16 protein-coding genes and 1 tRNA gene are annotated in these 18765 nt (G+C 68.7%); 13 read left to right on the top strand and 4 right to left on the bottom strand.

The features are described from left to right. Window positions 1-56 precede the first annotated feature (56 nt). The 3 genes from LHU95_RS17060 (at window position 57) to LHU95_RS17050 (ending at window position 3341) form a co-directional block, all read left to right on the top strand. A complete protein-coding gene (locus LHU95_RS17060; RefSeq protein ID WP_248708156.1) occupies window positions 57-2624 on the top strand; it encodes a GNAT family N-acetyltransferase in 2568 nt (855 codons plus the stop codon). Between the two features lie 91 nt (window positions 2625-2715). Then, window positions 2716-2922: a hypothetical protein gene (locus LHU95_RS17055; protein ID WP_248708155.1), complete on the top strand. Its 207-nt coding sequence runs from the start codon at window positions 2716-2718 to the stop codon at window positions 2920-2922. A gap of 146 nt (window positions 2923-3068) precedes the next feature. After that, window positions 3069-3341 (top strand): hypothetical protein, encoded by a 273-nt coding sequence (locus tag LHU95_RS17050; protein ID WP_248708154.1) that lies wholly within the window; start codon window positions 3069-3071, stop codon window positions 3339-3341. A 26-nt stretch (window positions 3342-3367) separates the two neighbouring features. Here the strand turns inward: LHU95_RS17050 and uvrA are convergent, their stop codons facing one another. Beyond that, complete coding sequence (uvrA, locus tag LHU95_RS17045) at window positions 3368-6313, bottom strand: excinuclease ABC subunit UvrA (RefSeq protein WP_248708153.1); 2946 nt, start codon at window positions 6311-6313, stop codon at window positions 3368-3370. A 147-nt stretch (window positions 6314-6460) separates the two neighbouring features. Between uvrA and ssb the strand changes: the two genes are divergently transcribed. The 7 genes from ssb to LHU95_RS17010 all read left to right on the top strand — a co-directional run bounded on the left by ssb (window position 6461) and on the right by LHU95_RS17010 (window position 13217). Further along, window positions 6461-6952: a single-stranded DNA-binding protein gene (gene ssb, locus LHU95_RS17040; RefSeq protein ID WP_248708152.1), complete on the top strand. Its 492-nt coding sequence runs from the start codon at window positions 6461-6463 to the stop codon at window positions 6950-6952. A gap of 200 nt (window positions 6953-7152) precedes the next feature. Continuing rightward, on the top strand, window positions 7153-9825 hold the full coding sequence (gyrA, locus tag LHU95_RS17035) for a DNA gyrase subunit A (RefSeq protein ID WP_248711578.1): 2673 nt from the start codon (window positions 7153-7155) through the stop codon (window positions 9823-9825). Then, window positions 9818-10318, top strand: a complete 501-nt coding sequence (coaD, locus tag LHU95_RS17030; protein ID WP_248708151.1) for a pantetheine-phosphate adenylyltransferase — start codon at window positions 9818-9820, stop codon at window positions 10316-10318. The genes gyrA and coaD overlap by 8 nt, the downstream gene beginning before the upstream one ends. A gap of 73 nt (window positions 10319-10391) precedes the next feature. Then, window positions 10392-10925 carry a peptidylprolyl isomerase gene (locus LHU95_RS17025; RefSeq protein WP_248708150.1) on the top strand — a complete coding sequence of 178 codons (534 nt, stop codon included), beginning with the start codon at window positions 10392-10394 and terminating at the stop codon, window positions 10923-10925. A gap of 341 nt (window positions 10926-11266) precedes the next feature. Next, window positions 11267-11341, top strand: a tRNA-Lys gene (locus LHU95_RS17020). A gap of 338 nt (window positions 11342-11679) precedes the next feature. Further along, window positions 11680-12030 (top strand): hydroxyisourate hydrolase, encoded by a 351-nt coding sequence (uraH, locus tag LHU95_RS17015; protein ID WP_248708149.1) that lies wholly within the window; start codon window positions 11680-11682, stop codon window positions 12028-12030. Beyond that, a complete protein-coding gene (locus LHU95_RS17010; protein WP_248708148.1) occupies window positions 12030-13217 on the top strand; it encodes a urate hydroxylase PuuD in 1188 nt (395 codons plus the stop codon). Before uraH ends, LHU95_RS17010 begins: the two co-directional genes overlap by 1 nt. 60 nt (window positions 13218-13277) lie before the next feature. Here the strand turns inward: LHU95_RS17010 and LHU95_RS17005 are convergent, their stop codons facing one another. Both LHU95_RS17005 and LHU95_RS17000 read right to left on the bottom strand, forming a co-directional pair. Then, entirely contained in the window at window positions 13278-14498 is a 1221-nt protein-coding gene (locus LHU95_RS17005; protein ID WP_349292630.1) for a DUF1501 domain-containing protein, read from the bottom strand. A gap of 23 nt (window positions 14499-14521) precedes the next feature. Then, entirely contained in the window at window positions 14522-15811 is a 1290-nt protein-coding gene (locus tag LHU95_RS17000) for a DUF1800 domain-containing protein (RefSeq protein ID WP_248708147.1), read from the bottom strand. Window positions 15812-15942: 131 nt separating this feature from the next. Between LHU95_RS17000 and LHU95_RS16995 the strand changes: the two genes are divergently transcribed. Continuing rightward, window positions 15943-16983, top strand: coding sequence for a ring-opening amidohydrolase (locus LHU95_RS16995; protein ID WP_248708146.1), 1041 nt, complete (start codon window positions 15943-15945; stop codon window positions 16981-16983). Further along, a complete protein-coding gene (locus tag LHU95_RS16990) occupies window positions 16980-17975 on the top strand; it encodes a 2-oxoglutarate and iron-dependent oxygenase domain-containing protein (RefSeq protein WP_248708145.1) in 996 nt (331 codons plus the stop codon). The genes LHU95_RS16995 and LHU95_RS16990 overlap by 4 nt, the downstream gene beginning before the upstream one ends. Before the next feature lie 52 nt (window positions 17976-18027). Here the strand turns inward: LHU95_RS16990 and LHU95_RS16985 are convergent, their stop codons facing one another. Next, on the bottom strand, window positions 18028-18264 hold the full coding sequence (locus tag LHU95_RS16985) for a phage baseplate assembly protein V (protein WP_248708144.1): 237 nt from the start codon (window positions 18262-18264) through the stop codon (window positions 18028-18030). A 300-nt stretch (window positions 18265-18564) separates the two neighbouring features. Here LHU95_RS16985 and LHU95_RS16980 point away from each other — a divergent pair, with 300 nt between their 5' ends. Continuing rightward, window positions 18565-18765 carry a hypothetical protein gene (locus LHU95_RS16980; RefSeq protein ID WP_248708143.1) on the top strand — a complete coding sequence of 67 codons (201 nt, stop codon included), beginning with the start codon at window positions 18565-18567 and terminating at the stop codon, window positions 18763-18765.

Raw genomic sequence — 18765 nt, 5'->3', positions numbered from 1 at the left:
GGACGGGCAAAGGCGGAAACCTCCCATCGGGCCGCCGCGCCTGATATGCTGTTGCCATGTCCCTCCTGCTCACCGGCCGGCCCGGCAAAGGCTTTCGCGAGACGGCCTTCTTCCAGCCGCGCTCGGTGTGGTTCCGCGCCGACCCCGAATTGCCGGAATCGGCCGTCCTGGCCCGCAACCTGGCGGCGGGCGGCTTTCACGGCCAATTGATGGGCGATGGTTTCGCCACGCCCGAGGGCACGCCGGACCTGGCCGTCCTGTGCGTCCGGCCCGAGGCGCAGGCCACGGAGCTCGCGCGGATTGCCGCCATGGGCTGCTTCGTGGCCATCGTGCCGACCGCCGCTCCGGGCCTTGCCGCCATGGCCGCGCAAGCCGGCGTGCAGGCGGTGGGCGAGCGCAGCTTCGGCCTCGCCCTGCCCGGCATCGGCCTGAACGCCACGCTGTCGCATCTGCCGATCCGGCCTGGGAAACTGGCGCTCATGGCGCAATCCTCGGCCATTGCGCGCGCCGTGATCGACTGGGCCGCGGCCGAGGGGCTGGGCTTCAGCCACATCATCGGCATCGGTTCCAATGACGGGCTCGGCTTTGCTTCCGGGCTCGACTGGCTGGCGCGTGATACCGGGACGGCCTGCGTCATGCTGGAAATCCGCCGCATCAAGCAAAGGCGCTTCTTCGTCTCGGCGGCGCGGGCGGTGGCGCGGACGCGGCCGGTGCTGGCGCTGCGCGCGGGTGGCCGCATGGATGACCCGAGCGGCATCGCCGATGGCGTGATGGCCGCCGTGCTGCGCCGCGCCGGCGTGCTGCGCGCCGAAGGCTTCGAGGAATGGCTGGCCGCGGCCGAAACCCTGGCCCGCACCAAGCCGCGCGGCGGGGCGGGCCAGGCGGACCGGATTGCCATCCTGGCCAATGGGCTGGGTGTGGCGCGGCTCGCGGCGGATGCCGCACTGGGGCATGGGCTGCGCCTGGCGGAATTCAGCGCGGCAACCCAGGCCGCACTCGGCCCGCTGATCCCCGAGGGGTGGGAGGTGCGCAACCCGCTCTCGCTCGGCAGCCGGGCCGGGGCGGGGCTGGCCCAGGCCGCCCGGCTGCTGGCTGGTGCCGCCGAGGTGGATGTGGTGATCGCCCTGCATGCGCCGGAGCAGGACGCCGCCCCCATCGAGGCCTTTGCCACCGCCGCGCGCGGCAATCGTGGCGCGCCCATCCTGCTCGGCTGGGCGGGTGAGGCGAGCGCCCAGGGCGAGCGCGCGGCACTCTCCGAAGCAGGGCTGCCGGTCTTCAACACGCCCGAGGGCGTGGTGCGCGGCGCCGCTCACCTGGCCGCCGAGCGCCGCAACCGCGCGACGGCCGCGGAACTCCCGGCCTCGGATGTGCTGGAATTGACGCCCGACCGGCCTGTGGTGCGCGCCTTGTTCGCGGCGGTGCGCGCGGCTGGCCGGCTGGAGCTGTTCGAGGATGAGGCGCTGGCCGTGCTGGCCGCCTATGGCATCGCGACCTTGCCGCCGCGCATCTGCACGACCCCGACGGAAGCCGCCGTGGCGGCCGTGGCACTCGGCCCGCCCGTGGCGCTCAAGGCGCGCGCCCTGCTGCGCCACAAGAGCGAAGCGGGCGGCGTGGTGCTGAACCTGCGGCATTTCGACAGCGTCCGCGCGGCCGCCGAACTCATGGCCGAGGAGGTGCCGCGGCGTGCGCCGGGTGTCGCGATGGCGGGCTTCCTGGTGCAGCGCATGGCGCGGCGCGGCGGCATGGAGTTGCGCCTGCGCCTGGCCGAGGATGCGATGTTCGGCCCCTGGATCGGCTTCGGCCAGGGCGGCACCACGGCCGAGATCGCGGCCGATGAAGCGCTGGACCTGCCGCCGCTCAATCTCTCGTTGGCGCATGGCCTGATCGCGCGCACCAGGCTTGCGCGGCTGCTGCCGGGCTTTCGCGACCGGCCACCGGTGCATGAGCCGGCCATCGCCGACGCGCTGGTGCGGATCAGCCAGCTGCAGGTGGATTTCCCCGAGATCGCGGCACTCGACGTCAATCCGCTTTTTGCCGATGCCTCGGGCGTGCTGGCGGCGGATGCCGCGATCCGGCTGCGGGCGGCGGGGGAGGCGGCGCTCTTTGCCATTCCGCCCTATCCGGCGGAGCTGGTGGCGGGCTTCACCGGGCGCGATGGCAGCCTGTTCGAGGTGCGGCCCATCCGCCCGGAGGATGCCGCGGCGCAAGGCGCCTTCTTCCTCGAATTGCCGCCCGAGGATGTGCGGTTTCGCTTCTTCTCCACCATGAAGGAATTGCCGCCCGCCATGCTCGCCCGCCTGACGCAGATTGATTACGGGCGGGAGATGGCCTTCATCGCCACGCGGGAGGGGCGGAATTTCGGCACTGCCCGCGTGATCCGCGAAGGAAGCGGCAACGCCGCCGAATTCGCCGTGGTGGTGAGCCCGGCGGCCAAGGGCACCGGGCTGGCGCGCCACCTGATGGAACGCGCCATGGATTGGGCACGGGCCGAGGGGATCACGGAACTGGTCGGGCATGTGCTGGCGGACAACGCGCCCATGCAGGGCTTCATGCGCAAGCTGGGCTTCACGCTGCGCCGCAGCCTGGACGATGCCGACATCATGCTGGCGACGAAGCTGCTTTGATTCGGCCTTGATTCGGGCGTGGTCGCGCCTTGCGGCGATGCTTTTCTCTCCCTCAGCGACAGATGCAACCCCGTCGCTTCCGGAGGCCGTCATGGCCAAGCTTTTTTCCCAATCCCCCCTGGTCCGCGTGGCCGGTGCCATCCTCCTGCTGACGACGCTGAGCGCCTGCGTCGGGCCGCATCATCGCGGCCAGTATGGCGGCGGCGGCTATGGCCGCTCCTATGCCTATCAGCAGCCGGTGTATCGCGGGGGCTACAACCCCGGCTGGCAGGGCGGCCATCAGCGTGGCTGGCGCTGAGGCGTGCCCAAGCGCGGGGTGACTAGGCTGGCCACCCCGCGCCACGGCGGAATGGCCGATGCCACAGGCGGCCATCGGCGCCGGCGATCGGGCTGATCGGCGCCGTGCCATTGCCGCGGCCGGCACAAGGCCGGCATGGTCACGGCTTGAAGGAGACCATGGTCATGAAAGCTTCCCCTGTCGCGATGTTCGCTGCTGGTTTCATCGCGGGCGGGATCGTCCTTGGCGGGGTCGTTGCCCATGCCCGTATCGTGACGTTGAACTCCGCCATCGCCGGGGTCCTGCCGAATTCCGAAGGCAGCCTGTTCTGCGTGACGGCATCATCCGTGCTGCGGCCGATCACAGGCGTCTACCGCCAGACCAGCGTGAATGCACCGGGCGGCGTGTCCTACGGCGCGACCTTGCGCTGCCCTGCCTGATCTTCGCGGCAGCGGCCCGGGGGGGGTTATGCCTTGCGCGCGCGCTTCGCTTTTGCCGCTACGGGTCCATGCCGTGCCAGGATGGGCTTGAGAAAGCGCCCCGTATGGCTCTCGGGGTTGGCCGCGATATCCTCCGGCGTGCCGGAAGCTACCACGCGCCCCCCGCCCTCACCGCCTTCGGGGCCGAGGTCGAGCACCCAATCGGCCGTCTTGATGACCTCCAGATTATGCTCGATCACCACCACAGTGTTCCCGGTATTCACCAGCGCGTGCAGCACATCGAGCAGCTTGCGCACATCCTCGAAATGCAGGCCGGTTGTCGGTTCATCCAGAATGTAGAGCGTGCGGCCGGTGGCGCGGCGCGAAAGCTCCTTGGCGAGCTTGATGCGCTGCGCCTCGCCGCCCGAAAGTGTCGTCGCCTGCTGGCCGAGATGGATGTAGCCCAGCCCCACCTCCTCCAGCATGCGCAGCTTTTCGTGGATGCTGGGCACGGCCGAGAAGAACTCGCGCCCCTCCGTCACGGTCATGTCCAGCACATCGGCGATGGACTTGCCGCGGAACTTCACTTCCAGGGTTTCGCGGTTGTAGCGCTTGCCCTTGCAGGTGTCGCAGGTGACGTAGACATCGGGCAGGAAGTGCATCTCGATCTTGATGACGCCGTCGCCCTGGCAGGCCTCGCAGCGGCCGCCCTTCACGTTGAAGCTGAAGCGGCCGGGCTTGTAGCCGCGGCCGCGTGAATCCGGCAGCTCGGAAAACCAGTCGCGGATCGGGGCAAACAGGCCGGTGTAGGTGGCCGGGTTGGAACGTGGCGTGCGGCCGATGGGCGACTGGTCAATATCAATCACCTTGTCCACCAGCTCGATCCCCTCGATGCGCTGGTGCGGTGCCGGCACGACGGAGGCGCCCATCAGCTTGCGCGAGAGGCCGTTGAACAGCGTCTCGATCACCAGCGTGGATTTGCCGCCGCCCGAGACGCCGGCGACGGCGGTGAAGGTGCCGAGCGGGAATTCGGCGGTCACGTCCTTCAGGTTGTTGCCCGTGGCCCCCACCACGCGCAGCAGGCGCTTCTTGTCGAAGGCGCGGCGTTGCGCCGGCATCGGGATTTCGCGGCGCCCCGAGAGATAGGCGCCGGTCAGGCTGTTGGGGTCGGCCGTGACTTCCTCGGGCGTGCCCTGGCTGACCACGGTGCCGCCGGCCTTGCCCGCACCAGGGCCGATATCCACCAGGTAATCGGCGCTGCGGATCGCATCCTCGTCATGCTCGACGACGATGACGGAATTGCCGATGTCGCGCAGCCGCCGCAGCGTCACCAGCAGGCGTTCATTGTCGCGCTGGTGCAGGCCGATGCTGGGCTCATCCAGCACATAGAGCACGCCCGTCAGGCCGGACCCGATCTGCGAGGCCAGGCGAATGCGCTGGCTCTCGCCGCCCGAGAGCGTGGCGCTGCTGCGCGAGAGCGAGAGATAGTCGAGCCCCACATCGTTGAGGAACTGCAAACGGTCCTCGATCTCGCGCAGGATGCGGCGGGCGATCTCCTGGCGCTGCGGTGTCAGCGTCGGCATCACGGCGCCGAACCAGTCCCGCGCACGCCGGATCGACAGCGCCGAGGCCTCGCCGATGTGGCAGCCCGCGACCTTCACGGCCAGGGACTGCGGCTTGAGGCGATGGCCATGGCAGACATGGCAGGGGCGATCGGCCTGGTAGCGCGCCATATCCTCGCGCACCCAGGGGTTGTCGCTTTCGCGGAAGCGGCGTTCCAGGTTCTTGATCACGCCCTCGAAGGGCTTTTGCACCTCATAGGCGCGCAGGCCGTCCTTGTAGCGCAGCGTGACGGGCTCGGTGCCGGTGCCGTGCAGGATCGCGTTCTGCGCCTCGGGCGGCAGCTCCTCCCAGGGCTTTTCCATGCCGATCTTGAGGTGCTTGGCGAGGCTGACCAGCGTCTGGTCATAATAGGGGCTGCTGGCATTGCCGGCCCAGGGGACGATGGCGCCCTCCTTCAGGCTCAGCGCCGGGTTGGGGATGACGAGTGCCGGGTCGAAGAAGCTTTCCGTGCCCAGGCCGTCACAGGTGGGGCAGGCGCCCTGCGGCGAGTTGAAGCTGAACAGCCGGGGCTCGATCTCCTCGATGGAGAAGCCCGAGACGGGGCAGGCGAATTTCTGGCTGAACACGGTCCGCTCGCCGCCATCGGCGTCGGCGCTGGCGCCGCCAGAAACGGTCTCGGCATAGGCAATGCCATCGGCCAGCGCCAAGGCTGTCTCGAAGCTGTCCGCCAGGCGCTGCGCCAGACCGTCCCGCACCACGACGCGGTCCACCACCACGTCAATATCGTGCTTCAGCTTCTTGTCGAGCTTCGGCGCCTCGCTGATCAGAGTGAGGGTGCCGTTGATCTTCACCCGCTCAAAGCCGCGGCGCTGATATTCCGAGAGCTCCTTGCGGTATTCGCCCTTCTTGCCGCGAATCACCGGGGCGAGGATCAGCAGCCGCGTTCCCTCGGGCATGTTCATCACGCGGTCCACCATCTGGCTGACGGTTTGCGCTTCGATCGGCAGGCCCGTCGCGGGCGAATAGGGCACGCCCACCCGCGCCCAGAGCAGGCGCATATAGTCGTGGATTTCCGTCACCGTGCCGACGGTGGAGCGCGGATTGTGCGAGGTGGTCTTCTGCTCGATGGAAATCGCGGGTGAAAGCCCCTCGATGCTGTCCACATCCGGCTTCTGCATGAGTTGCAGGAATTGCCGCGCATAGGCGCTGAGCGATTCGACGTAGCGCCGCTGCCCCTCCGCATAGATCGTATCGAAGGCGAGAGAGGATTTGCCCGAACCCGAAAGCCCGGTCAGCACCACCAGCTTGCCGCGTGGCAGGTCCAGATCCACCGATTTAAGATTATGCTGGCGCGCGCCGCGAATCCGGATGAGGTCAGCCTTGGGCGGCCCCGCTTTGGCCAGTGGGGCAGGGGGCGCGTCGCGCGGCATGGAAAGCACTCCGGGGGATAATGTTCGCGTTGTGTTCTGGGCGGTTTTGCACCATATCGTGGGGGAGTGCAAAGCCGAGGGCCGGGGCTGGCCCGGCCTCTTGGGAAAAGCTAGGTTCCGACACCGATTTGCAAGGAGGCTTGGCCCATGGCCGGCATCAATAAGGTTATTCTTCTGGGGCGCCTTGGCAAGGATCCCGAGGTGCGGAACTTCCAGAATGGCGGCAAGGTCGTGAAATTCGGCTTGGCGACCTCGGAGCGCTACAAGGACCGCGAAGGCAATCAGCAGGAACGCACCGAGTGGCATGACGTCGAAATCTACAATGACCGGCTGGGCGACGTCGCGGAGAAGTACCTGAAGAAGGGCAGCGAGGTTTACATCGAAGGCCAGATCGAGACGCAGAGCTTCACCGACAAGGACGGCAATGAGCGCAAGACGAAGCGCATCGTGCTCCGCCAGTTCCGCGGCGAATTGCAGCTGGTCGGCGGCCGCGCCTCGGGTGGCGGCGATATGGGCGAGGAACGCAGCTATTCCGGCGGCGGCGGTGAGCGCAGTTCGGCCCCGGCGCGGGCAGGCGCGCCGCGCGCGGGGTGGGATTCGGGGAAGAAGCCGGATATGGATGATGATATTCCCTTCTGAGGGATTGCGAGGGGCTTTGCCCCCCTCGCCCCCCAGCAGGGGACCAGTCCCCTGCACCCCATTTGTTGAAGGTGCAGGAAACTAAGTTTCCTGCCGGGGTCCAGGGGCAGAGCCCCTGGCCTTAAACCCAGGACCAAGATTCTTTGAGCGACGAAATCCCCAAGCCCCTGGACGTGGCCCCCATCGCCCTCGAAGAGGAGATGCGCCGCTCCTACCTCGACTACGCGATGTCCGTCATCGTCAGCCGCGCGCTGCCCGATGTGCGCGATGGCCTGAAGCCGGTGCATCGCCGCATCCTGTTTGCCATGCATGAGGCCGGCTACACGCCGGACAAGCCGCACCGCAAATCGGCCCGCGTGGTGGGTGACGTGATGGGCAAGTATCATCCGCACGGGGACAGCGCGATCTATGACGCCATGGTGCGCATGGCGCAGGGCTTCTCGATGCGCGTGCCGCTGGTGGATGGCCAGGGCAATTTCGGCTCGATGGATGGCGACCCGCCGGCGGCCATGCGCTACACCGAGGTCCGCCTCGCCAAGGCCGCCGGCGCGCTGCTGGAGGGCATTGACGAAGACACGGTGGATTTCACGCCGAACTACGACGAAAGCGCCAATGAGCCGCGCGTCCTGCCGGCCGCCTTCCCGAATTTGCTGGTGAATGGCGCGGGCGGCATCGCCGTCGGCATGGCGACCAACATCCCGCCGCACAACCCGACCGAGGTGATTGACGCCACGCTCAAGCTGGTGGCCGAGCCAGAGACGACGCTCGAAGAGCTGATGGCCATCATCCCCGGCCCGGATTTCCCGACGGGTGGCATCATCCTCGGCCGTGCCGGCATCCGCTCGGCCTTCGAGATGGGGCGCGGCTCCATCCCGCTGCGCGCCGATTGCGTGATCGAGGAGATGAAGGGCCAGCGCCAGGCCATCATCGTCAACGAAATCCCCTACCAGGTGAACAAGTCGGTCCTGATCGAGCGCATCGCCGAACTGGTGCGCTCCAAGCTGATCGAAGGCATCACCGACCTGCGCGATGAGAGTGACCGCTCGGGCCTGCGCATCGTGATCGAGCTGAAGCGCGAAGCCGTGGCGGAGGTGGTGCTGAACCAGCTCTACCGGATGACCTCGCTGCAGATCAGCTTCCCGGTGAATTTCCTGGCACTCAACGGCGGCCGCCCGCAGCAGATGGGCATCCGTGACGCGCTGCTGGCCTTCATCGCCTTCCGCGAGGAGGTGATCCTCCGCCGCTCGCGCCATCGGCTCATGAAGGCGCGGGAACGCGCGCACAACCTGGTGGGCCTCGCCATCGCGGTCGCCAATATCGACGCGGTGATCCGCCTGATCCGCGAGAGTGCGGATGCGGCCTCGGCCCGCGTGGCGCTGATGGCGCGGGACTGGCCGGCGGCCGATGTCGCCCCCCTGGTGGCGCTGGTGCAGGATGAGGGCAATGAGCTCTCGCCCGAAGGCACCATGCGCCTGACGGAAGCCCAGGCGCGCGGCATCCTGGAACTGCGCCTGCAACGCCTGACCGGGCTTGAGCGCGAGAAGATCGACGCGGAACTCAAGGAAGTCGGTGCCCGCATCGTGGAACTGCTGGAAATCCTCTCCAGCCGCCCGCGCCGCATGGAGGTGATGACCGAGGAGTTGCTCGCCGTTCGCGCCACGCTGCATTCGCCGCGGCTGACGCGGATCGTGGATTACGCGGCCGATATTGACGATGAGAGCCTGATCGCGCCGGCCTCGATGATCGTGACGCTGACGCGCGATGGCTATGTGAAGCGCACGCCGCTCGATGTGTTCCGCTCGCAGCATCGCGGTGGGCGCGGGCGCAGTGCCGCCTCGACGCGCGCCGATGATGTGGTGGTGCGCAGCTTCGTTGGCCACACGCACCAATGGGTGCTGTTCTTCACCAGCCGCGGCATCGCCTTCCGCGAGAAGGTCTGGCAGCTGCCCGAGGGCGGCACCGGCGGCAAGGGGCGTTCCCTGCGCCAGGTGCTGCAACTGCAGGAGAACGAGACGGTCACGGCCGTGCTGCCTCTGCCGCAGGATGAGAGCCTGTGGGAGCATCTGCACCTCGTCTTCGCCACCAGTGACGGCAATGTGCGCCGCAACCGGCTCTCTGACTTCCGCAATGTGCGCTCCTCCGGCCTCATCGCCATGAAGCTGGATGAGGGCGATTCGCTGATCGGCGTGGCCACCTGCCGCGAAGGCGATGACGTACTGCTGGCAACGCGCATGGGCAAGGCGATCCGCTTCGTCGCGGATGCGGATACGTTGCGCGTCTTTTCGGGCCGCGATTCGACCGGGGTGCGCGGCATCCGGCTGGGCAAGGGGGATGCGGTGATCGCGCTCGCCGTGCTCGGCCATGTCGTTGCCTCGGTGGAGGAACGCACGGCCTATCTCAAGCAGAAGCGCCGCGGCGAAGGCGCCGAGGAGGGTGAGGCCCCCATCGCTGATGACGCCGAGGAGGCCGGCACGCAGGACATCACGCTCAGCGCCGAGCGCCTGGCGGAGCTGGAAGCGGCGGAGCAATTCCTGCTCACCGTGACGGATCGCGGCTTCGGCAAGCGCAGCAGCGCCTACGAATACCGCGTCACCGGGCGTGGCGGGCAGGGCATCAACGGCATCACGCTCAGTCGCCGAACGGGCGCGGCCGTGGTGGCAAGCTTCACCGTGCAGGCGGGGGATCACATCATGCTGATGACCGATGGCGGCCAGGCCATCCGCTTCGAGGCCGAGCAGGTGCGCCAAACGGGGCGGCAATCCCAGGGCGTCATGCTGCAACGCCTGGACGATGCGGAGCGCGTGACCAGCTGCTTCCCCGTCCTCGAGGATGATGCCGAGGATGCGCCCGCGGAGGGCGAAGACAATGGTTGAGCGCGTCGCCCTTTATCCCGGCACCTTCGACCCCGTGACCAACGGGCACCTTGATGTCATCGGCCGGGCCGCGCGGTTGGTGGACCGGCTGGTGATCGGTGTCGCCATGAATATCGGCAAGGGGCCGCTGTTTTCCATCGAGGAACGCGCGGAGCTTGTCGCCGCCGAAACCGAGGCCGTGGCCAAGCGCACCGGCTGCGTGATCGAGGTGCGGCCCTTCACCGGCCTGCTGGTCGGCTTCGCGCGCGAGGTGGGCGCGCAAATGATCGTGCGTGGGCTGCGCGCCGTCTCGGATTTCGACTATGAGTTCCAGATGTGCGGGATGAATGCCCGTCTCGATCCCGAGATCGAGACCGTCTTCCTCATGGCGAGCGAGCGGAACCACTTCATTTCCTCGCGCTTCGTGAAGGAAATCGCGCAACTGGGCGGCGATGTCTCCAGCTTCGTGCCGGCACTCACGCTGGAACGCACGTTGGCCAAAGTCGCCAAATGACCACCCAAACGGAGGGACACGCATGAACCGCCGAGCCTTGATGACCACAACCCTGATCGCAGCAGGAGCGATAATGTCCGAGACGAATGAAGCCGAGGCGCAAGCCGCCCCGGACCGTGAGAATACCCTGATCATGGAGCTGAAGGATAATGGCCGCGTGACCATTCAGCTCCGCCCGGATCTGGCGCCGCTGCATGTCGAGCGCATCAAGACGCTGACCCGCCAGGGCCTCTATGACAACACGCCCTTCCACCGCGTGATCGAAGGCTTCATGGCGCAGGGCGGCGACCCGACCGGCACCGGCACGGGCGGCTTCCGCGACCGCGGCTTCGCCGATATCCGCGCCGAGTTCAGCCCGCCCTCGCGCGCGCGCTTCCTGCGCGGCACCTGCGGCATGGCCCGCGCGCAGGACCCCAACAGCGCGAACAGCCAGTTCTTCATCATGTTCGCGCCGACGCCGAGCCTCGATGGGCAATACACCATCTGGGGCCAGGTCACGGCCGGCATGGAGTTCGTGGACCGCATCAAGCGCGGCGTGGGCGGCGGCGGGACGGTTCCGGCCCCGGCGGACCGTCTGATCCGCATGCGCGTCCTGGCGGATACCTGATCGTTCAAGCCCGGCTGGCCGATTCACCCGATGCGCGAACGAGGCGCATCAGGATCGGGCCGCCACAGCATCATCTGTTCAGACGGAAGCGTATGAACGGATAAGGGTGCTCGAAAACAAGGGGCTGGAGCTTGTGAAGTGAGCCCTTGCGAACGAAACGCGCTCTGGCTTGACAATCCAGCCCGTGCGGTGTGTTTCGCGCCGCACGGGATGCACGCCCCGGGGCCTCGAACCCTGTCCTTGAGCAGCGCAGACGCGTCTCATGGGCGGGCAAGGCGCGCTCGGGGCCATCGCCGGAGAGAATGATCCGCTCAGCGGGTCAATCGCTCCGCGCTGATATCGGGTCGGTAGCTCAGGGGTAGAGCACGGGACTTTTAATCTCGCGGCCGAGGGTTCGATCCCCTCCCGACCCACCACCGCACGCGCCTCGCGCTCTCAGGCCCCGGTCACGAAGATCCGCCAAGGCATCTGCGCGCACGTCCCCGGCGGAGGGCTTCCTTCGTCTGCCGCGCGGCACGGTTTGGGGAAAGCCCGGGCCTGGAGAGCGATCTGCGCATCCTGGTGGCAGATGGCCCGGTGGGGGTGCCAAAATCTGCTCACAGGGGTGCTCACGCGTGGGGATTCCTCGCGGCCGCCACACATCGCAGGGGTCGCTTTGCATGCCGATTCTGGGCAAACTCGGCGCAGCTGTGTCGCTAGGCCCTTCGCCACTCCGGTCACGCCAGCCACACGCCTTGCAGCAAGAGGTCTCACCATGAGCCGTCTTTCCACCCATGTCCTCGATACGGCCCATGGTCGCCCCGGTGCCGGGATGGGCTTTGCCCTGTATCGGCTGGAAGGGGAGGCGCGGGTGAAGCTGGCGGAGGGCGTTACCACCGCCGATGGCCGCGCGCCCGGCGACCTCCTGCCCGAGGCCAGCTATGTCCCTGGCCGCTACCAGCTGGTCTATCAGGTCGCCGCCTATTTCCGCGCCCGCGGCGTGACCCTGCCCGAGCCCCCCTTCCTCGATGAGGTGACGCTGAGCTTCGGATTGGCTGAAGAGGTGCATTACCACGTGCCGCTGCTGGTCTCGCCCTTCGGCTACACCAGCTATCGGGGCAGCTGATGGAGCTGGACGCCGCCTATCTGGCCGAATGGGCCAACCTGCTGCTGCGCTGGCTGCACATGATCACCGGCATCGCCTGGATCGGCGCCAGCTTCTACTTCATCGCCCTCGACAATAGCCTGGAGCCACCGAAGGACGGCAACCCTTTGGTGCGTGGCGAGCAATGGTCGCTGCATGGCGGCGGCTTCTACCACAAGCAGAAATACAAGGGCGCGCCGGCCGCGATGCCCACCACGCTGCACTGGTTCAAATGGGAGGCCTACTGGACCTGGCTCAGCGGGTTTTCGCTCTTCATGCTGATCTATTGGGGGCAGGCCAGCACCTATCTGATTGACCCCGCCGTGCTGGACCTGCCGGTCTGGCTGGCCATCGCGCTGTCGCTGCTGATGATCATCGCCGGCTGGGTCGGGTATGATCTGCTCTGCCGCCGCATGACGGATGAGCGAAAATTGCTGCTGGCGGGCTCTGGTCTGCTCATCCTCCTGGCGCTGATCGCCACGCATGTCTTTTCAGGCCGCGGCGCCTTCTTGCTGCTCGGCGCGATCACCGGCACCATCATGGTGGCGAATGTCGCGATGGTGATCATCCCCGGCCAGAAGAAGATGGTGAAGGCCATCGAGGCCGGGTTGGCGCCGGACCTCAAATACGCCGAATGGGGCCGCCAGCGCAGCGTTCACAACACCTATCTGACGCTGCCGGTGCTGCTGCTGATGATCAGTCCCCACTACCCCATGCTGTACCAGGCGAAGTTCAACTGGCTGGTGCTGATCCTGGTGGCGCTGGCCGGCGCGCTGATCCGGCAATTCTTCGTGCTGCGGCATTCCGGCCGTTCCAACTGGGCGCTGCCGGCCGGCGGCGTGGCGGTGCTGGGGCTGCTCGCGCTGCTGGTCGCGCCGCGCACGGACCCGCGCTTCGCCAGTGCTGAGGTGCCCAGCTTCGAGGAGGTGCAAGGCATCGCCGCCAGCCGTTGCGCGGCCTGCCACGCGGCCCGGCCCAGCTTTGAGGGCATCGCGGCCGCGCCCAAGGGCGTCATGCTGGACACCCCGGCGCAGATCCGGCGCTGGGCGGCCGCGATGCGCCAGCAGGTGCAGACCGAGGCCATGCCGCCCGGCAATGTGACTGACATCACCGATGCGGAGCGCGGCAAGATCATCGCCTGGGTGGCGGCCGGGGCACCGGCGCGGTAGCGCGGCCGCGGTTCATGGGGCGTCGTCAGGGCCGGTGCGGATGGCAGGCTGTGAAGCGCGCTATGCCTCGGCGCGCAGCAGGCCGCGCAGTGGCGTCGCATCCTCGCTATCCGGGAAGGCGCGGGCCAGGGCGGCCCGGTCCAGGCCGAGATGCTGCGACAGCAGCCCCTTGGCGATGCGCCGCTGGTCCAGCGTCGGCATCAGGTCCCGGTTCTCATGCAGGCGGCCGGTGCCAAGGCCGGGCCAATCGGCGATGACGCGGCCGCCGCGCACGGCGCCGCCCAGCACGATGGCCACGCCGGCCGTCCCGTGATCCGTTCCGCCCGTGCCGTTCACCCGCACGGTGCGGCCGAACTCCGTCAGCACCAAGATCGCCGTTTCCGACCAGCTGGCACCAAGCGCCACGCGCAGCGCCTCCACGCCGTCATCCAGGGCGCGCAGCGGGCCCATGATGCGGCCGGCTTGGCCGGCATGCGTGTCCCATCCGCCCAGCTCCAGTGCGGCAACGCGCGGGCCGCGCGGCGTGGCGAGCAGCCGGCCGGCGGCACCCGCCAGCGCCACGAAGGCATGGGTGCCAGCGGGCGGTGGCTCCTGCCCGGTCAGCACGGCGGCCGAGAAGCCGCGCGCACGCAGCCCCTCGGCGAAGGCCGGCCCCAGGCTGGGGTCCGCTGCGTGCCAATGGGCCAGCTGCGCCAGGATCTCGGGCTCGGCATGGGTCCGCCCGGGCGGCGCGTAGCTGCCCACGCGCACCGCACCGCGCAGCAGCAGGGGGATATCCAGCCCGACGGCGAGGCCGCGCCGCGCCGATTCGGGGTTTTCCGCCTGCGTCGCCAAGGCGCGATTCAGCCAGCCATCCGGCAGGCGGCGGGTGGAGCCCGCCTCCATCAGGTCCTGCGCTTCGAAATGGCTGCGGCTGCGCCAGGGGCCGGCCACCGCATGCAGCATCAGCGCCTGGTCCTGGCGGTAGAGCGCATGCAGATGCGACAGGCCCGGATGCAGCCCATAGCGGCCGCCAAGGTCCAGGACGCCGCCCTCCTGGCCCGGCTCGGGCAGGGCAAGCGGCCCGCGCAGGCCGGCGAAATCCGGATCACCATAGGGCTGCACCGCGGCCAGCCCATCCAGCGCGCCGCGCAACAGCACAACCACCAGCCGGCGCTCGCTCAGCGGCCCGGCCGCCGCCACGGCAAGGCGCGAGCGGCCAAGCGTGACAGCCCCCGCGAGGCCGAGCAGGAAGGAGCGGCGTTGCAGGATCATCGGTGCGGCACCTCGGGCTAAGCTCATCGGCGGTGCGCCTCGGGGTAAGTTCATCGGCGATGCGCCTCGGGGCTGGCGAGAATCAGGAGCACCGCCTCCTGCGCGGAGCCGGCGCGGCGGGCAGCGGCCACGGTTTCGGCACGGGCCAGCGGGCCCAGCAGGTTTTCCGCCAGCTCGGCCAGGGGCAGGCGCTGGCCGGCATCGGCGCGGCCGGCCAACTCATTCGCCCAATCCACCCGGCGCATGAGTTGCTCGGGCACCGCCCATGTCGCAGCGTCATCGCCCCAGCCGATCGGCGCGGGGGCGCCCCAGAGCGCCTGCCCCAGCCGCGTCATCGTCCCCAGTACGGCCGGGGCCGCGCGCTCCGGCATGCCAAGGGCGCGCATGACGCTCAGCGTATAATCCTGGCCGGATTTGATCTTGGTGAGGGGCTGCCAGGCCGCCGGCTCGGCGATCACGGCCCGCGCGACGATGCCGAGGTCACCCTGGCTGGTCCGGAATGCCGTCTCGAGCCGGGCCACGGCGGCGGCTGGCGGATCATCGCTGATGAAATGCCGCGCGAGCTTGCGCGCCAGGGCGCGATGCGTGGCGGGCTGGTTGGCCAGGAACAGCAGGGCCTGTTCGCCGGCCTCCAGCCCTTCCGGATACTGGCGGCCCAGCAGGGTCTTGGGGCCGGGTTCATGCGCCGGCTCGCGGAACATGAAGCCGGCCGGCTCATTCTGCTCGGCCCCGCGCGCGATGGACCAGCCGGTGAGGATGCGCGCCAGCGCCGCCACATCGGCCTGGGTATAGCCGCCGGCCGGCGTGATGGTGTGCAGCTCCAGGCATTCGCGGGCCAGATTCTCGTTCAACCCTGCATTGCGGCGCTGGCCGCCCCGGCTGCCCGGCCCCACTGAACTCGCCTGGTCCAGATAGGCCAGCATGGCCGGGTGCCGGTACGCCGCCAGCAGCATGGCATCGAAGCGGCCGAACACATGCGGGCGGATGGCCAGCCGGTGATAATTCCCGGCATAGGCGGCGGCGGCCGGACCGCGGCGGCTGATGGTGAGGTGGTTGAACCAGAAATCCGCCCAGCGTTCAGCGAAGGGCGCATCGGTCATCAGCGCCCGCTGCGCCCAGGCCAGGGATTCGGCGCGGGTCAGGTCGCGGCGAAGTTCCCCCGCGCGCTCCCGGTTGCGGTCGGTGAGGATCGCCTGGATTTCGGCCAGGCTCGGCCCGGGCGCTTCGGCCAGCGGGCGGATCTGCGCGGCAAGCCACGGCTTCGGGTCGTCCGGGAGTGGCGCATCCGGCCTTGCCCCAAGGCCGAAGCGGATCGCGGCATGGGCAGCGGACGGCGTCATGTGGAGCATATAGCATCGCTTTTGCGCAGCGGAGCGACACGAATTGTGACGCCGCCCCGAGGCAGCCCCGCAAGCCGCTTCGCAAGCCGCCCGGATTGCTGACAAGATCAAACCCCGCGCTGAGAGGCCTGATGGACCGGATGACGGCGATTTTTCCCACCCGCCTGCCCATGGCGGCCCCTGACGACCTGGCAGGCTTCGAGGCCATGCTGGCCGATGGCCGGCTCGATCCCGCAGGCATCGTCTCCATCTGGTGCAAGACGCGCGGCAACGGGCTGCGCAATGATTTCACCAAGCCCTGGGTGGATCTGCTGCTGCGGCTCATCCTGGCCAGGCGCCTCGGGATCTCCGAGCAGGCGGTGGCGGAGCGCGTGCCCATCCTGGTCTCCGGCGGGGCCGAGGGGCTGGTCTCGCCGCATCTGGTCGTCTGGTCGCGCGGCAGGTCAGGCGCGCGGGGATTGCTGGCGGCGGTGGAGCGCGCGGTGATCGCCCCGCGGGATCAGGGGGGCGTGCTGCACGCCGTGGCCACGGCCGCCATGGTCCGTGCGGCGATGACGCAACTGGGCCTGACCGACCCCGCCGAAATCGGCCTCGTGCTGGTGCGCGCCCCTTCGGATGCGGCGGCGCCGGGGCAGGATGCGCGGGTGCGCATCGCCGCTGCCCAGGGTGTTGCGCTGGCCCTCGGCCAGATTCCCGCGATCGCGCTGGAGGAGCCCGATTGCTTTGCGCATTGCGCCTTCGTCGTCGCCCGGCATGACGGGCCGGGGCAGCAGATCCTTTTGCTCGCCAATGGCCCGGGCGGCGATCCGCGCGCCGCGATCGCGGCGGGGCTGCTGGAGGACCCGCTGGATTCGCCCGGTGCCGCGGCCATCCTCGCGCGGCTTGGCCTGATCGCAGCACCGCAATTGCCGCATGCCCAATCCGCGCGGGTGCTGGCCGCGATTTCCAAGGGCGATGCGCCGCGGGATGGGCTGATCCGGGGCCTGCCGCATGCCATGCTGGAAGACAATGACGTGGCGATGCACCGCCACGCCCGTGCCGCCTATGGGGCGATGCTGGGCGCGCTGATCGGCCATGGCGCGGTCCTCGTCTCGGGAGGAGCCGAAGCGCAAGGGCCACCCGATGGCGGGTTCGCCGCCATCATCGCCGCCACCGCAGGAGAGACGCCATGACCGAGGTTCCCATCCTGGATCTGAGCCCGATCCGCGGCCATGACGCGGCCGCCATCGCAGCACTCGGCCGGCAGGTGGATGCGGCCTGCCGTGAGATCGGCTTTCTCATCGTGCAGGGCCATGCCGTGCCGCCGGAACTCATCGCCGAGGTGCGCCGGGAATCGCTGGCGTTCTTCGATCTGCCCGAGGCGGAAAAGCTGGCGCTGCGCCCCCCGCCCGGCACCTTCCTGCGCGGCTACACGCCGCCCGAGACCAATACCCTGGCCCGCTCCCGCGGGGTTGAAACGCCGCCCGACATGCGCTCGCTGTTCTCGATGGGCCGGCCCGAGGCGAATGGCAGCCAATATGCCGCGATCCCCGAGGCGCGGCCCTTCTACCAGCCCAATCTCTGGCCCGCGCGCCCGGCCGGGCTGCGCCCCGCCTTCACCGCCTATTTCCGCGAGATGGAGCGCCTCTCGGGCGAGCTCATGCGCGCTTTCGCGGTGGGGCTCGGCCTGCCGATCGGCTTCTTCGACGACAAGATCGATAATCATTTCGCCGCCCTGCATGCGCTGCATTATGGCGCCCGCACCACGCCCGCCGCCCCGGGCCAGCTGCGCGCCGGGGCGCATAGTGATTTCGGCAGCCTGACCATCCTGATGCCGCCAGCCGAGGGCGGCACGGGGCTGCAGGTGCAACGCCCCGATGGCAGCTTCGCGCCGGTTGAACCGCCGCCCGGCGCTTATGTGATCAATATCGGTGACCTGATGCAGCAATGGACCAATGGGCGCTGGGTCAGCACCGTGCATCGCGTGGTCAACCCGGAAGGCGAGGGCTGGGCCATGCGTCGCCTGTCACTCGGCTTTTTCTGCCATCCGAATTACGACGCGCCGGTTGCGGCCCTGCCCGGCACGGTGGCGCCCGGCGAGGCCCCGAAGCATGCGCCGGTGCTGGCCGGGGTCTATATGAACCAGAAGATTTCCGCCGTGCGCCGGCCCGTCGCCACCGCCTGAAGCCTGCCCATGGCGCAGCACCTCAGGGCCCAGCATCTCAGGGCGCAGTACCTCAGGGGGAGGTGCCGAGCACCACGGGATGGTCCTTGTCGCCGGCCTCGAAGGCCACCCAGACCGTGGCGCCGATCTGCGGCGCGGCACGAACCGGCGCGAAGGGCCCGGCAACCGGCGCCCAGAGTGCGTTCACGGCAGCGATGGCCGGGACCGTCACCTGGACGCGGCCGGACGCCGTCGGGTCCTGGGTGTTCACGATGCGCCCGCGATAGACGCCGAAAAATTGGGCTGGCATGGGGATATCCTTCGCGCCGACGCCCGATGCGATCATACCGGATGCGAAAATGCAACCGGAACGCGCTGCCAGCCGGTGAATACAACCCGGCCTGCTGCGGGCGGCTTCTTGCCTGAACTGCCCCGCTATAGGCTGCGGCTCTCCATCAATGTCAGGAACATGCCTGTGCCGCGCCTCAAGATATCCTTCTCGCTGTGTCTTCTGTTGGCAGTGGCTCCTTGCCAAACCGGGGCCCAGACGGGGGGCACGCAGCCACACAACCTCTACAGCTCGACGCGTGACCGCGCGGATCTTGCGACGATGCGACGGCTCTTGGCCTGCGGCATCCAGGTCGCGGCCGAGGAGAGCAATTTCTATGACGGCCTGGTGCAGGGACTCTACGTCGTCATTTCGGACCCGCTGCCCTCCGCGGCGCAAGCGGCCGCACAGCTGGAGCGCGCAAAGGCTTGCGGCGTCACCGGGCAGACGCGGATGGTCCGGCGGCGCGTCGCCCCGCATTGA

The sequence above is a fragment of the Sediminicoccus sp. KRV36 genome (assembly GCF_023243115.1).
Lineage (GTDB): Bacteria > Pseudomonadota > Alphaproteobacteria > Acetobacterales > Acetobacteraceae > Roseococcus.
The sequence above is the reverse complement of the archived record's forward strand: the minus strand, read 5'-3'. Positions and strand labels throughout refer to the sequence as shown.